The 13,768-nt window shown below is 66.1% G+C and carries 16 protein-coding genes and 1 pseudogene; 9 read left to right on the plus strand and 8 right to left on the minus strand.

Features of this window, described 5'->3' with window-relative positions:
• Nucleotides 1-399: 399 nt before the first annotated feature.
• Nucleotides 400-1,192, plus strand: a pseudogene (locus tag FJ428_RS11495) (MFS transporter).
• A gap of 85 nt (nt 1,193-1,277) precedes the next feature.
• On the plus strand, nt 1,278-1,508 hold the full coding sequence (locus tag FJ428_RS11500; RefSeq protein WP_140492627.1) for a hypothetical protein: 231 nt from the start codon (nt 1,278-1,280) through the stop codon (nt 1,506-1,508).
• 21 nt (nt 1,509-1,529) lie between these two features.
• Here FJ428_RS11500 and FJ428_RS11505 read toward each other — a convergent pair whose 3' ends face one another.
• The 6 genes from FJ428_RS11505 to hemC form a co-directional block, all read right to left on the minus strand.
• Entirely contained in the window at nt 1,530-2,258 is a 729-nt protein-coding gene (locus FJ428_RS11505; protein WP_140492630.1) for a glutamine amidotransferase, read from the minus strand.
• A 22-nt stretch (nt 2,259-2,280) separates the two neighbouring features.
• On the minus strand, nt 2,281-2,760 hold the full coding sequence (locus tag FJ428_RS11510) for a TerB family tellurite resistance protein (RefSeq protein ID WP_140492633.1): 480 nt from the start codon (nt 2,758-2,760) through the stop codon (nt 2,281-2,283).
• Between the two features lie 36 nt (nt 2,761-2,796).
• Complete coding sequence (locus FJ428_RS11515; protein ID WP_140816390.1) at nt 2,797-4,398, minus strand: heme biosynthesis protein HemY; 1,602 nt, start codon at nt 4,396-4,398, stop codon at nt 2,797-2,799.
• Nucleotides 4,399-4,408: 10 nt separating this feature from the next.
• Entirely contained in the window at nt 4,409-5,890 is a 1,482-nt protein-coding gene (locus FJ428_RS11520) for a mitofilin family membrane protein (RefSeq protein ID WP_140816388.1), read from the minus strand.
• A gap of 89 nt (nt 5,891-5,979) precedes the next feature.
• Complete coding sequence (locus tag FJ428_RS11525; RefSeq protein ID WP_140513959.1) at nt 5,980-6,696, minus strand: uroporphyrinogen-III synthase; 717 nt, start codon at nt 6,694-6,696, stop codon at nt 5,980-5,982.
• 2 nt (nt 6,697-6,698) lie between these two features.
• Nucleotides 6,699-7,625, minus strand: coding sequence for a hydroxymethylbilane synthase (hemC, locus tag FJ428_RS11530; protein WP_140879465.1), 927 nt, complete (start codon nt 7,623-7,625; stop codon nt 6,699-6,701).
• Between the two features lie 105 nt (nt 7,626-7,730).
• Between hemC and tsaD the strand changes: the two genes are divergently transcribed.
• From tsaD to FJ428_RS11560, 6 genes are read left to right on the plus strand one after another with little or no spacing between them, the layout of a single operon-like run.
• On the plus strand, nt 7,731-8,816 hold the full coding sequence (gene tsaD / locus FJ428_RS11535) for a tRNA (adenosine(37)-N6)-threonylcarbamoyltransferase complex transferase subunit TsaD (RefSeq protein WP_181167281.1): 1,086 nt from the start codon (nt 7,731-7,733) through the stop codon (nt 8,814-8,816).
• Complete coding sequence (locus FJ428_RS11540) at nt 8,813-9,850, plus strand: NAD(P)H-dependent glycerol-3-phosphate dehydrogenase (RefSeq protein ID WP_140625409.1); 1,038 nt, start codon at nt 8,813-8,815, stop codon at nt 9,848-9,850. The genes tsaD and FJ428_RS11540 overlap by 4 nt, the downstream gene beginning before the upstream one ends.
• Nucleotides 9,851-9,873: 23 nt before the next feature.
• Nucleotides 9,874-10,170 (plus strand): YciI-like protein, encoded by a 297-nt coding sequence (locus tag FJ428_RS11545; protein ID WP_140554833.1) that lies wholly within the window; start codon nt 9,874-9,876, stop codon nt 10,168-10,170.
• A gap of 28 nt (nt 10,171-10,198) precedes the next feature.
• Complete coding sequence (locus FJ428_RS11550) at nt 10,199-10,624, plus strand: EVE domain-containing protein (RefSeq protein ID WP_140492656.1); 426 nt, start codon at nt 10,199-10,201, stop codon at nt 10,622-10,624.
• Nucleotides 10,621-11,292 (plus strand): methyltransferase, encoded by a 672-nt coding sequence (locus tag FJ428_RS11555; protein WP_140513954.1) that lies wholly within the window; start codon nt 10,621-10,623, stop codon nt 11,290-11,292. The genes FJ428_RS11550 and FJ428_RS11555 overlap by 4 nt, the downstream gene beginning before the upstream one ends.
• Nucleotides 11,293-11,343: 51 nt before the next feature.
• A complete protein-coding gene (locus FJ428_RS11560) occupies nt 11,344-11,760 on the plus strand; it encodes a DUF1761 domain-containing protein (protein WP_140513953.1) in 417 nt (138 codons plus the stop codon).
• 9 nt (nt 11,761-11,769) lie between these two features.
• Here the strand turns inward: FJ428_RS11560 and gcvA are convergent, their stop codons facing one another.
• Complete coding sequence (gene gcvA / locus FJ428_RS11565; RefSeq protein ID WP_140492662.1) at nt 11,770-12,702, minus strand: transcriptional regulator GcvA; 933 nt, start codon at nt 12,700-12,702, stop codon at nt 11,770-11,772.
• A 165-nt stretch (nt 12,703-12,867) separates the two neighbouring features.
• Here gcvA and FJ428_RS11570 point away from each other — a divergent pair, with 165 nt between their 5' ends.
• On the plus strand, nt 12,868-13,113 hold the full coding sequence (locus FJ428_RS11570) for a hypothetical protein (RefSeq protein ID WP_140554835.1): 246 nt from the start codon (nt 12,868-12,870) through the stop codon (nt 13,111-13,113).
• A 56-nt stretch (nt 13,114-13,169) separates the two neighbouring features.
• Here FJ428_RS11570 and FJ428_RS11575 read toward each other — a convergent pair whose 3' ends face one another.
• Nucleotides 13,170-13,706, minus strand: a complete 537-nt coding sequence (locus tag FJ428_RS11575) for a L,D-transpeptidase (protein WP_181165209.1) — start codon at nt 13,704-13,706, stop codon at nt 13,170-13,172.
• Between the last annotated feature and the right edge of the window lie 62 nt (nt 13,707-13,768).

Genomic DNA, 13,768 nt, shown 5'->3' on the forward strand with positions numbered 1-13,768 from the left:
CATAAAATGGTCTATTATTCCAATTCACAAGGGACGACGATATATAAGGGTGGAGTTACGCTCGACATTATCGCCAGAACCCCAATGTATTGGTAGGTTTCGGCCAGGCCAGTGGGCAGGCCGAAAGAATGCTGCTCACGGATCGGCTTTCAAGGTTATCGCGTGCACGATGGGGGGGGCATGCGGTCTTCGAGACACCCGATAGGCTTTCCTGTCCCGCCGGGTCTTGGCGGGTGAGTTTCGTGTGCGTTCGATGGAACACGTCAGAAAATCCTTGATCCAGAACCTGTTTTTTGCGCGCGTCATACGTCGAACTGGGCTAAAGGGCTCCCCGGCCGGACCAGCGTCCATCGTGGAAGTGCCCCGCCGGCCTCCATCCTTCTAACGGGGCCTCGTTCCATGACCTCCGAACAGATATCACCGGACCAGCGCTATGCCGCGTTCCGCCATCGCTCGTTCCTGAGCTATTGGGCGGCGCGCTTCCTCACCACATTCGCCACCATGATCGTGTCCGTCGCGGTCGGCTGGCAGATGTACGATCTGACCCGCGACCCGCTCGATCTCGGGCTTGTCGGCATCGTCCAGTTCCTGCCTGCGCTGCTCCTGGTGCTGGTCACGGGGGTCGTTGCCGACCGTTTCGGCCGCCGGCTGATCATGGCGCTGGCGGTGCTGCTCGAGGCGATCTGCGCGCTCGCGCTGCTCATCCTGACCCTGCGCGGCATCAGTGGCCCGCTGCCAATCTTCATCGTGCTCGCCATGTTCGGCATCGCCCGCGCCTTCTTCGGACCGGCCTCGTCGTCGCTGTTCGCCAATCTGGTGCCGCCCCGGGATTTCGCCAACGCCATTGCCTGGAACTCGTCGGCCTGGCAGACGGCGACCATCGTCGGGCCGGTCGCCGGCGGCCTTCTCTACGGCGTATCGGCCGAGGTGGCCTATGGCACGGCCACGGCGCTGATGCTCGTCGCCGGGCTGCTGATCTTCACCATACCGAGGCCGGCACAGCGCAGCGAGACCGACAAGCCGACCATGCAGACCCTGTTCGCCGGCTTCGGTTACATCTACCATGGCGGCGCTGATCGGCACGGTGCCGGCCGTCGTCATCGGCGGCGTCGGCGCCATCGCCGTTGCCGGCCTGTGGGCCTACCTGTTCCCGGCGCTCCGAAGGGTGCGGCACCTCAATGGACGAAACTGACGGGGCATCGAATTCAGGTCCACCGGTATCGGCGGGCTGCGAATCTGTGCTAAGCCGCCGCCCGACCAACCAAAGGACGATACCTGTGAGCGAACCGACCGTGGCTGAGGCAACCGAGAGTATCTATGTGTCGCTGCGGGCCGACAATGCCGATCTCGACGCCCATATCGCGACGCTTAAGGCAGCGCTGGCACGAGAGGGGATGAAGCAGGCGGTGTTCGATCCCACCAAACTGGCGCAGAACAACCGCTCGGGCCGCAAATTGATGCAGGCTTATTTTCGTCAGCGCGGCGTGAGCGTGACGTTTTCGAACTAGCAGGCGTTAAACGACCCGCCATCAGGGGATGGTTGTGCCGCGACCGCGCCGTCGGCCGCCGAAAATCAGCACCAGGAACTCGTCCAGCCAGCGCTTGAGGTGCATGTCCCAGATCAGCCTGCCGCCGAGATGGTCGCGGCCGGGCTGGGCGCCCGGCAATTCGAAGCGGTGCGCGCCGCGCACCACCCAGCGCTGCATCATCAGCCTGGTCAATTCGCCGTGGAACTGGATGCCCCAGGCATTGTCGCGGTAGCGGAAAGCCTGGTTGGGATAGGTCTCGGCGGTCGCCAGCAAGGTCGCGTCGCTGGGCAGCGAAAAACCTTCGCGGTGGAACTGATAGACCATTTCCGGCCAGCGCATCAGTTTCTGGCCCGCTTCCGTCGCCTTCAACGGATACCAGCCGATCTCGACAAGCCCTTCGCCATGCCCCTCGACCTTGCCGCCCAAATGGTTGACCAGCATCTGCGCGCCAAGGCAGATGCCCAGCAGCGGCCGGTTCTCGCGCAGCGGAACCTCAAGCCACTCGGTCTCGCGGCGGACGAACTCGTCCTCGTCATTGGCGCTCATCGGCCCGCCGAACACCACGGCCCCGGCATGGCCGTCGAGCGTCTCTGGCAAGGGATCGCCAAGCGGCGGGCGGCGGATGTCGAGATCGAAGCCCTCTTCGAGAAGCATGTGGCCGACGCGCCCGGGGCTCGAATTCTCCTGATGCAGCACGATCAGGATTCTCGGCTTCGAACGCGGCGGCATCGGCGGCATCGGCGGATGGATCCTATTCGTCGCTCGACGTTCCACGGGCCCCCGGCGCCGCGGCCGCCGCCTTGCGGCGCGCCTCGATGCGATCCTGGCGTTCGACGCCGATCAGCTCGGCAACGCGCCAGACCGTGTTGTCTTCCAACTCGTGCAGCTCGCCATCGGCATAGACGATCTCCCACATCAGGCCGATGAAAGCCTTGCGGCCTTCGGCATCGAGGTGGCGCTTCAGCACGCTGGTGAAGGCATAGAGGTCGATCGCCTCGTTGTCGGCGCGCTCGCCGGCGGCGGCCAGCGCGTCGAGCTCGTTGCCGCTGACCGAATAGGCCTGCGCCAGCACTGCCTTGAACCGTTCCCACTCGACGTCCTGGCGCACGCCGTCGGCGCTCATCACGTGGTAGAGCAGCGCCGAGGCTGCCACGCGCGGATCATCGGCGCTGGCGCGGGCGCCGGTGCCGGTCGGCAAATCCCTCAGAAACGACAAAACGCGTTCGAACATCGATCCATTCCCAAACGGCCGGGCCACCCAGCCAACTCAAAACAACCGGAACCGGCGCGGCGACTTTTCCGCCGCATCGTCCGGATCGACGCCGGGATCGTCCGGCAGGCGTGCCAGTTCCTGCGCCGGTTCGACGGCCTCGGCATCGGCGGGCACCGCGGCGAAAGCCTGCGCCGTCACCGGCCTGACGTGGTCCTGATCGTTCTCGGCCTGCTTGCCGGCCGTCTCGCCGCCCGGGCCAGCGTGATCGATCACCTCGACCGACTCTTCCTGCGCCGGCCTGCCCGGCGCCTCGATCGCCACCGCCGGGGCGTCCGGCGCATCGTCACGGCTGTCGATCAGCTGGCCGAGACGCTCCATCGGGGCGCGCCACTCGAAGGCGTCAAGCCGGCCGGTGACCGGCGATACCGGCGCCCAGCGCTCCGAGACGACGCCGTCGGCGACCCAGGCCGGGTCGCGCGGCGCCCGCACCGCCTTGGACAAGAGCTGTCGCACCTTGCCCTGGTCGCCCGTCTCGGCTTCTTCGATGTCGGCCAAAAGCAGATAGGCGCCCTCGCGGCGGTCCATCCGGATCGCCGCCTCGGCTTCGCGGCGGGCAGTCGCAAAATCCTGTGCATCGAGCGCGGCGCGCGCCACCGTCATCGAGGATTCGGCGTGGTTCTTCCTCATCTCCTGCAATTTCTTCGCCCGGTTGAGGCGATCGAGCACGGCGTCACCTGGCCTTGCATGGGTATAGAGCTCCGCTATCTCCGGATGCGGTTCGGCCCTCCAGGCCGTCTCGAGGATCTTCGAGCCCTTGCGCACGTCGTTTTGGCGAAACAGCAGCGTCGCAGCCGCGACCGCGGCCGGCGCGAACTCCGGCTGCAGCCGATTGGCCTCTATCGCCGCCGTGCGGGCGGCTGCGGGATCGCTGTCGGCGAGTGACTGCGCCTTGGCGGTCAACAGCACGGCGCGTCGGCGGTTGGCGGCGTCACGTTCGATCTGGCGGGTCGCTTTCTGCGCCTCGACCAGCTTCAGCGCGCCGTCCCAGTCGCCGCGCCCGGTCAGCTCTTCAAGCGTCGATTCGGCCGCCCAGGCCAGTTGCGGCGCCATGCCGGCGGCGCGCCCGGCATAGTGCCTGGCGGCATTGCGGTCCCCCAGGCGCTCGGCTTCGAGATAAAGCCCGCGCAGCCCGAGCAGCCGCATTTCGGGATCGTCGAGCATGCTCTCGAATTTCTGGCGCGCGCCTTCGTGGTCGCCTTCGAGCAGCGAAGCCTGGGCCTCGAGCAGATGGATCAATGGCTCCTGGTCGGAGCGGATCAGCTTGGCCGCTTCCTTGGTCTTCTTGCGGGCCAGCGCGCCGTCGCCGGCGCCGGCGGCGATCATGCCGGTCGACAGCGCCTGATAACCGCGGTCGCGCCGCCGCACCCGGAAATAGCGCGAAATGGTGTAGGGGCTGTTCCAGACCGACTTGATCAGCCACCACAGGATCATCACCGCCGCGACGACAGCAACCACCGCCACCGCCGCCACCATCAGGCTGACCTGATACTGGTAGCCGTTGAAGGTGATGACCATGTCACCCGGCCGGTCCGCCAGCCAGGCAAAGCCCAGGCCCAGCGCGAAGACGGCGGCGAGGAAGAGCAGGATTCGGATCATCGCCAGTTCCTCACGCCTTCATCGCGCCTGATATCAGCGCATCGATCAGCGTCTCGACCTCGATGCGTGCCTTCAGCTTGCCGGCAAAATCGGCGCCGGCCGCCTTTGCAGGCGCGGGCAGCGTCTCATATTCGGTAAGCGCCTTGGCATAGTCGCCCTGATTGACCGCCACCTCCATGCGCGCAATGGTTTCCGGCGCGCCGGCGCCCTGGACGGCGCCGATCGGCCGGACCTTGACCAACGATTCGGCGCTCGACAGAAGGTTCTGCAGCAGCCCGGCATTTTCGTCGACGGGTGTGGCCGCCGCGACCATGGCGTTGGCGGCGGCATCCATCTGCGATGCGATCTCGGTGCGGGTCTGGACGCCCTTTTGCGCGTAGGCACGCAGAGCCGCAAGCTGCGGTGCGTCCGGCGCGATCGCGGCGAAGGTCTCAAGCTCGGCACCAAACGGCGCGCCCCGGTCGAGCGCCGCCTTCAGTGCCGAAGCGGCGATGGCGAGCGCAACCTTCGGCTGTCCGGCCTGCGCCTCGACCTTGCCGGAAAGCTGCGCCACCGACTGCTCCAGCGCGGTGAGCCGGCCGTCCTGCTTCGCCGCCGACTCGCCGGCCGATTTGACCAGCGCATCGAGGCCGGCCAGCCTTTCATTGAGTAGACCGAGATCCACTGGAGCCGGGTTGCCGGCCTTGCCTAGCGCCGCAACCGCCGTCTCGATCTGCCTGACCTTGTCGCCAAGCGCGGCCAGCCCGGCATTGTCGCCCGCTCCGCCTTGCTCGACCGCCGATTTGAGCGCCGCGACATCCGTCCTGACCTGATCCAACGCCGCGGACAACCCGTCGACCTTGGCCGACGCACCGCCGTCGCCGGCTTGCCTCAGATCCGCGATCTCGGTTCTGAGCGCGGCGATTTCGCCGTTGACGCCTTCGAGCGAGACGCTGGGAGCGGACCCCGGCGCGCCGAGCAGGCCGGCGAACTGCAATCCGCCGGCGCCGACCAGTGCGATGACACCGCCGATGATGCCGGCCGCGATGCCATTGACCCGCTTCGGCGGTGGCGGTGCGGATGCGGTTTTCCCGTTCCCCGCCGAGGCGCCGGTCACTGGCCCGGCCGGTTTAGGTTCGGCGCGCTTCGCCGATGTGTCCTCGAAACTGTAGTCGAAGGCGCCGGCCTTGCCAGCGGCGTCGTCCCGGGAACCGGGGTAGGCTGCCGCCGGTTCGTCCGCCTTGGCGGCGCTTTCCGCGGATCGTTCCGATCGGGGCGCTGTCGCCTCGGCGTGCTCCCAGGGTTCTAGATCGGTCTGGTCGGCGTGCACAGGCTCTTCGGGCGCCTCCGGCCGCGAGGCGTTCGCGGCTTCCTCCGCCTTGGCCTCGTCGGTTTGCGCCCCGGCCCTGGCGGCATTCTCGTCGGCGATGCGGGAAACGGCGCCGGGCTCAAGTTCGATGGTCACCGGCTCGCGGCGGCTTTTCGAATGTCGCATCTTCGGCGTCTTGACCATGCTTGGGCTCCGCAAATTCGCTTGGGGATGGTTCAAAGAGGGTCTAGCACATCACCAAGCGGTGAAAAGGGGCGGTGTGATGACGCGGCTCAGGACCCGGGCCGCAAAAGCGAAAGCAGCGCACCCTCGTCGGGCCGCGCGGCTATGTGGATGCGGTCGCCAGCGACGTCGCCAAGGACGGCGGCGATGCGATGCGACAGGGCAAAAACCCGCGTCTTGTCAAAGGCTTCATGCAGCGCAGGCCGCCTGACCAAGGCCTGCAGCGCAGCAGCCGCCCTGGCGGAATAGAGCAGCACCGCATCCGCGGTTTGCCCCGACAGACGGGCAAGCACGGCCTCGTCCGAATAGGTCACGGCGAGCGTGTCGTATGTCTCGACGGGGCGGACCCCGACGTCGGCAGCTTGCAGCCGCTGCTCGAATGCCGGGAAGCGCACGCGTCCGCAGAGATAGACAATGGTCTTGCCCTGGAATTCGCCGGCAAGACTGCCAGCAAGACCTTCGGCATTGCCGGGACCTTCGCTGACGGACAAAAATCCTGCTTCACGCGCGGCTTGCGCGGTCCTCTTGCCGACGGCATGGCAAGGCAAGTCCGAAAGCCGGGCGACGACCTCCTTAGGCGCAAAGCGCACGCCATTGGCGCTGGTCACCGCAACGGCCACGGCATTGCCGATGACGAGGTCCGTATCGATCGGCAAGGCCACCGTCTCGGTCAGCGGCAAAAGCAGCGGTAGAAACCCCATGTCCTTGAGCATTCGCGCGGTGCGGGAGGCGCCCGGTTGAGGCCGCGTCACCAGAACGCGCTGCACCGTCAGGCCCAGCCGTCGAAGAATGTCTCGCCGGCCCTGGCCCGCACCGTCCTTGCCGCCTCTTCACCGATGCGGGCGGCATCCAGCGCCAGGCCTTTCATCTCGACCATGTGCGACTGCGTGCCATCAGGCGAGATGATCAATCCCGCGAAAGAAAGGTCCGCGCCGTCTATCACGGCATGACCGGCAATCGGCGTGCGGCAGGAGCCGTCGAGGGCCGCCAGGAAAGCGCGCTCGCAAGCCAGCGCCTGTCCGGTCGGCAGGTCGTGGATGGCCGCCAGCATCTGTTCGACGTCGCCATCGCCTATGCGGGTTTCGATGCCGATCGCGCCTTGGCCCGGCGCCGGCGGAAAGATGTCGAGCGGGATCAGATCGGTGACCACGTGGCCGAGCCCGAGCCGCTTCAGCCCGGCATGGGCGAGGATGGTGCCGGCGGCAACGCCTTCATCGAGCTTGCGCAGCCGCGTCTGCACATTGCCACGAAACATCACCACGTCGAGATCCGGCCGCATGCGGCGGATCAGCGCCTGCCGCCTGAGCGACGACGAGCCGACTTTGGCGCCACGCGGCAGGTCTGCAATCGTCTTAGCCGCCCTGCCGACAAAGGCGTCGCGTGCGTCCTCACGCGGCAAAAAGGCTGAGAGCTCCAGGCCGTCGGGCAACTGCGTCGGCATGTCCTTAGAGGAATGCACGGCAATGTCGATCGCGCGGGCGAGCAGCGCCTCCTCGATCTCCTTGGTGAACAGGCCCTTGCCGCCAGCTTCCGACAGCGGCCGGTCCTGGATGCGGTCGCCGCTGGTCGAGATGACGACGATTTCGAACGCTTCTTGCGGCAAACCATGCGCCGCCATAAGCCGCGCCTGGGTTTCCTGCGCCTGCGCCAGCGCCAGCGGGCTGCCGCGTGTTCCGATCTTCAAGATTGTTTGCATGGCGCGCGGTCCGTGATAACCCCCCGGCAAGCGAAGTCGCCTTTTCCGGGCGTCTCCTACCGGGGAATGCCCCGATACACAATCCTTGGGGACAGCGACCAATTGATCCGCGTTCTGGGCATTGAAACGAGTTGTGACGAGACCGCCGCCAGCGTCGTGGCGTTGGAGGGCGATGCCGCGCCCAAAATCCTGTCCAATATCGTGCTGTCGCAGATCGAGGAGCATGCCGCCTTCGGCGGGGTTGTGCCGGAGATCGCCGCGCGCGCCCATGTCGAGGCGCTGGACGGCATTGTCGAGGCAGCCCTTGCCGATTCGGGCGTGGCGCTGGCCGACATCGACGCCATCGCCGCGACCGCAGGTCCGGGCCTCGTCGGGGGCCTCATCGTCGGGCTGATGACGGCCAAGGCGATCGCGGCCGCAACCGGCAAGCCGCTGATCGCCGTCAACCATCTCGAAGGCCATGCCTTGACGGCGCGGCTGACCGATGGGCTCGACTTTCCCTATCTCCTGCTGCTGGTCTCCGGCGGCCACACACAGATCCTGGCCGTGCGCGGTGTCGGCGACTACCAGCGCTGGGCGACGACCATCGACGACGCGCTCGGCGAAGCATTCGACAAGACGGCCAAGATGCTTGGCCTGCCCTATCCCGGCGGTCCCAATGTCGAGAAGGCGGCGGCATCGGGCGATGCGGGTCGTTTTGCCTTCCCGCGTCCGATGAAGGGATCGGCGCAGCCCGATTTTTCGTTCTCCGGCCTGAAGACCGCCGTGCGCCAGGCGGCGAGCGCTATCGAGCCCTTGAGCGACCGGGACGTCGCCGACATCTGCGCGTCCTTCCAGGCGGCGGTGGCCGACGCGCTGGGCGACCGTGTCTCGCGCGCGCTCGCCCGGTTCCGCCGGGAATTCCCCGACACGGCCGCGCCGGCGCTGGTCGTCGCCGGCGGTGTCGCCGCCAACCATACGATCAAGGCGACGCTGGAACGGCTGTGCGCCGAGGCGCGCTTCGCCTTCGTCGCGCCACCGCTGAAACTTTGCACCGACAATGCGGCAATGATCGCCTGGGCCGGCATCGAGCGGATGCGCGAAGGCCTGGCGCAAGAAAACGGCTTCGATTTCGTGCCGCGCTCGCGCTGGCCGCTGGACAGCATCTCCGCGCCGATGATCGGCTCGGGCCGGCGCGGGGCCAAGGCATGAACACGGAGGGCAGGAGCAAGGAGGGCAGGAGCGGCATCGAGACCGCGCCAACCGGCTGGCGCGTTGCCGTGCTCGGTGGCGGGGCCTGGGGTACCGCTCTGGCGCTGGCTATGCTGCGCGCCGGCCATTTCGTCCGCCTTTATGCGCGCGACCCGGAGACCGTCGCCGCGATCGATCACGGCGAAAATCGACGCTATCTGCCTGGCATCGCGCTCCAGGCCGGCATCGTGGCGACGAGCAACATCCAAGCCGCGCTCGACGGTGCCGATTGCGTGCTGGCGGTGACGCCGGCGCAATCGTTGCGGGCGATGCTTGCTCACGCCAACGGCCATATGCCGGCCGGTGTCCCGCTGGTGCTATGCGCCAAGGGCATCGAGCGCGATACCGGCGCCTTGCTGTCGGCGATCGTCGGGGAAATCCTGCCTGGGAATCCGGTCGCCGCCCTGTCCGGTCCGAGCTTCGCCACGGACGTTGCCCGGGGCTTGCCGACGGCGGTGGTGGTTGCCGCCCGGGACGAGGCGCTGGCGGCCAAGCTTGCCGCGCGCTTCTCGGCGGAAAATCTGCGCTGCTATTCGAATGATGATTTGATCGGCGTCGAGATCGGCGGCGCCTTGAAGAACGTCTTCGCCATCGCCGCGGGTGCCGTCACTGGCGCCGGGCTTGGCGCCAGTGCCCAGGCCGCCATGGTGACGCGCGGCTTCGTCGAACTGCGCCGCATCGGTGCCGCCTTCGGCGCCAGACCCGAGACGTTGATGGGGCTTTCCGGCCTTGGCGACCTGCTGCTCACCTGCTCGTCCACGCAATCGCGCAACTTCGCCTACGGACTGGCGCTCGGCCAGGGCAAGCCGCTTGGCGGGCTGCCGCTGGCGGAAGGCGTGCCGACGGCGGCGATCGCCGCCCGCATCGCCACCGAGCGCGGCATCGACGCGCCTATCATCGCCGCAGTCGCCGCCATACTGGACGGCACCATCACCATCCGGCAGGCTGTGGCGGCCTTGATGACCCGGCCGCTGAAGACCGAAACCGACGATTGATTCCAGCATCAGGAGACAGAGACATGTTGTTCGCGTTGATTTGCAAGGACAAGCCCGGAAGCATGCAAGTGCGCATCGATACGCGGCCGGAGCACCTCGCTTTTCTCGAAGGGCTGAACAGCGACAAGAAGCTGGCCTTCGCCGGTCCGTTCCTCGACGCCGACGGCAAGTCCAACGGCAGCCTCGTCGTCGTCGAAGCGCCTGACATGGCAGGCGCGCAGGCGCTGTCGGCAGCCGATCCCTATGCCAAGGCGGGACTGTTCGAAAGCGTCGAGGTCCGCCAGTGGAACTGGACCTTCAACAAGCCGGCGGCTAATTAAGCGGTACAGGGCTGGAGGAGCAATACGAATGAACTACTGGCTGTTCAAATCCGAACCCTCGGTCTTCTCGTTCGAGGCGTTGAAGGCCAAGGGCAAGGCAGGCACGCAATGGGACGGCGTGCGCAACTATGCGGCGCGCAACAACATGAAGGCCATGCAGATCGGTGATCTCGGCTTCTTCTACCACTCCAACGAGGGGCTGAACGTGGTCGGCATCGCCGAAGTGTGCGCACTGGCTCATCCCGACACCACATCGGACGATCCGCGCTGGGAATGCGTCGACATCCGCGCCTTCAAGGATGTGCCGAACCCGCCGACGCTGGAGCAGGTCAAGGCCAATCCCAAGCTCGCCGACATGGCGCTGGTGCGGCTCGGACGGCTTTCCGTGCAGCCGGTGACGCCGGCCGAATGGAAGGAAGTCTGCCGCATGGGTGGCCTGACGCCGGCTCCGTGACGGTTCTCACGAGCCATAGCGCCGAACGCTTCATCCTCGACAATACGGCGCTGATGGCGCCGCCGCATGTGCCCGAGATTGCGCTGTATCTTGCCGACGAGGCGCATGATCTGTGGCAGCGGACGGAGGACGAGCTGGTCGAGATCGGGCTGCCGCCGCCTTTCTGGGCCTTTGCCTGGGCCGGCGGCCAGGGGCTTGCCCGCCATATCATCGACAATCCGGCCATGGTGCGGGGCAAGCGCGTGCTCGACTTCGCCTCCGGCTCCGGTCTCGTCGCCATCGCCGCAGCCAAAGCCGGCGCGGCAGGGGTGACCGCCGCCGACATCGACCCGTTCTGCGCCACGGCGGTCCGCCTCAATGCGCAAGCCAATGGCGTCGCGGTCGAATTCGTCCAGAATGACTGCGTCGGAACGGATGCGGACTGGGACGTGGTTCTTGCCGGCGATGTCTTCTACGACAAGCCGTTCGCAGACCGGCTGACGCCCTGGTTCGCGGCTCTGAAGCGGCGCGGCGCCGATATCCTGATCGGCGATCCCGGCCGCTCCTATCTGCCGCGGTCGGGGTTGGAACCGCTTGGCGTCTACCAGGTGCCGGTGACGCGGGCGCTCGAGGATGCCGAGATCAAACGCACCACCGTCTGGCGGTGGAGCACCGCGCGCCCGGCTTGACGCCGCCACTGAACAGGCGTTTCCATGAGCTCCGTATCAGAGGGGGATATCATGGATTTTTCAGCGGTTAACTGGCTGGCGGTGATCGTCGCCGCAATCCTGGCGTGGCTGTTCGGCGCCGGCTGGTACACCGGTTTGAGTAAGCCATGGCTGAAGGCTGCAAAACTCGATCCGGCGACCATGAAGAAATCGTTGCTGCCGTTTCTCATCTCTTTCATCGCCGAGTTGGTCATGGCGCTTGTGATGGCCCTGGTCGTCGGCGCGGTGACTGGCGGCGAGCCGACATTGCTGGCGGGACTGGTCTTCGGTTTCGTGCTTTGGCTCGGCTTCGTCGCAACCACGCTGTCGGTCAATCATCGCTACGAGAATTTCGGCTGGGACCTGACCATCATCGACGGCGGCCACTGGCTTGGCGTGCTGTTGATCGTCGGCGCCGTGGTCGGCTGGTTCGGCGCCGCAGCGAGTTGAAGGCCTCCGCTACACCCGGTCCGCGGTTTGGGATTTTGCCATTTCCTCCAGAATCCACGTGCGAAAGGCAACGATGCGCGGATCGTTCACCAGTTCCTTGGGATAGACCAGGAAATAGGCGAATTCCGGCGCGACCTTGATGCCGAGTTCGAAAGGCCGCACCAACCTGCCTTCGGAAAGGTCGTTGGCCACCATGGCGAAATCGGCGAGCGCCACGGCGCTGCCCTCCATCGCCGCCTGGACCGCGTCGGCCGAGGTGCCGAAAACGATGGTGCGGCTGTCGTCGAAATCGTCGACGCCGGCTGCCGCCATCCACATGCGCCAGTTCGGCCAGGTCACGCCCTGACGCGCCCATTCGATATGGGCAAGCGTGTGATGGAAGAGATCGCGCGGTTCGCGCAGCGGCGGACCTGACGCCAGCAGGCTCGGGCTGCATACCGGGATGATGACGTTGTCGAACAGCCGATGCGCGCAAAGTCCCGGATATCTGCCGGCGCCGAAGCGGATGCCGACATCGACATCGTCAAGGTCGAAATCCCGCAATCCGTAGGCGATGTCGAACCTGAGTTCGATGCCTTCATGTTTTTTTCGAAAATCCTCGACCCGCCGCATCAGCCATTTCGTCGCGAATTGGGCGTCGAGCGTCACTTTCAGCAGCGTCGTGCCGCGCGTCATCTTCTGTGCCCGCGAGACGGCCTTGCCAAGCAGGTCGAGCGCATCGGCAGAGGCCTCGAACAGCACCGTTCCGGCCTCCGTCAGCCGGATGCTGCGGCTGGAGCGCGTGAACAGGACGATGCCGAGCTGGTCTTCGATCTCCTTGATCTGGTGGCTGACGGCGGCTGGTGTCAGGCCGAGTTCGTCGGCGGCCCGGGTGAAATTGAGATGCCGGGCCGCTGCCTCCAGCGTCCTCAGCGCCCGGGTTCCCGGCACCAGGCGGGCCATCAGCGTGGCCCCAGAACAGACGCGGTCATGGCGTCCTGATCCTCAAAGAAAACTTGATAATCCGGAAAGAACTACTCGTTTCTCTCCAATCTTTCAATCGGGCATGATGCGACCATCGAACCAATATCAAACCGGATTTTATGTCCGGATGGAAGGAACCGTATCATGTCTCACATAGCTTTGAGAGCTCCCGCGAGCCGGCTGAACTGGCTGACCGCCGCGTTCGACTGGCTCCGCCAGGCCAAGGTCGCGGCAAGCCTGCCGCAGGACGACATCGAGGACCTGTCGGATCGCCAGTTGCGCGATGTTGGCGCCACGCGCAAAGACGTCTCCCGCGCCATGGACCGCGAACTCGGCCGGCTGGGCCTGCTCGACATCGGCTGGCAGGTAAGGAAAGGGAATAGGAATTAGGAGTAGGCAATAGAAAGAGAATCCTACTGCCTACTGCCTATTCCCTACACCATTCCCTACCTTACCACCCTCACCACCGTCCGGTCCGACAGCAGCGGCAAAAGGCGCGCCATCGTGCGTGCGGTCACCGCGACGCAGCCTTGCGTGGGCGTGAAGCCCGGGCGCGCCAGGTGGAAGAAGATGGCGCTGCCGCGTCCGCGGCGGCGCGGCGTTATATTCCAGTCGAGCACAAGGCAGGCATCATAGAGCCTGTCGTCGCGCCGCATGCGTTCGTGGCTGGCGCCGTAGGGGATCTTGACCGGCCTGTTATAGTTTCGGTCGTCGGGCACTTCGCACCAGCCGAGATCAGGCCCGATCGGCGTCATCGCCAGCCGGGTGATGCGGCCGCTGGAGAAGTGGTCTCCCCGGAAATAACCCGACAGGATCCGCATTTGGCCAAGCGGCGTGGCGCCGTCGCCTTCGCGCTTGCCCGCCGAGATGCCGCCACGCCCCAGCGCGCAGGCAAACACCGTTCTGCCCGCCTGCAGCAGCCCCTGGCTGGGACGGCCGGGCCTTGCCCGCACGGTCAGCACCCGCAGTCCTTTTCGCAAAATTGCGCCGGCTGCATTGCGATCGTGTTTTTTCTTGTATGATCGTGCCACGGAACAAATCACTG

It is taken from the genome of Mesorhizobium sp. B2-8-1 (assembly GCF_006440955.1).
Classification (GTDB): domain Bacteria; phylum Pseudomonadota; class Alphaproteobacteria; order Rhizobiales; family Rhizobiaceae; genus Mesorhizobium.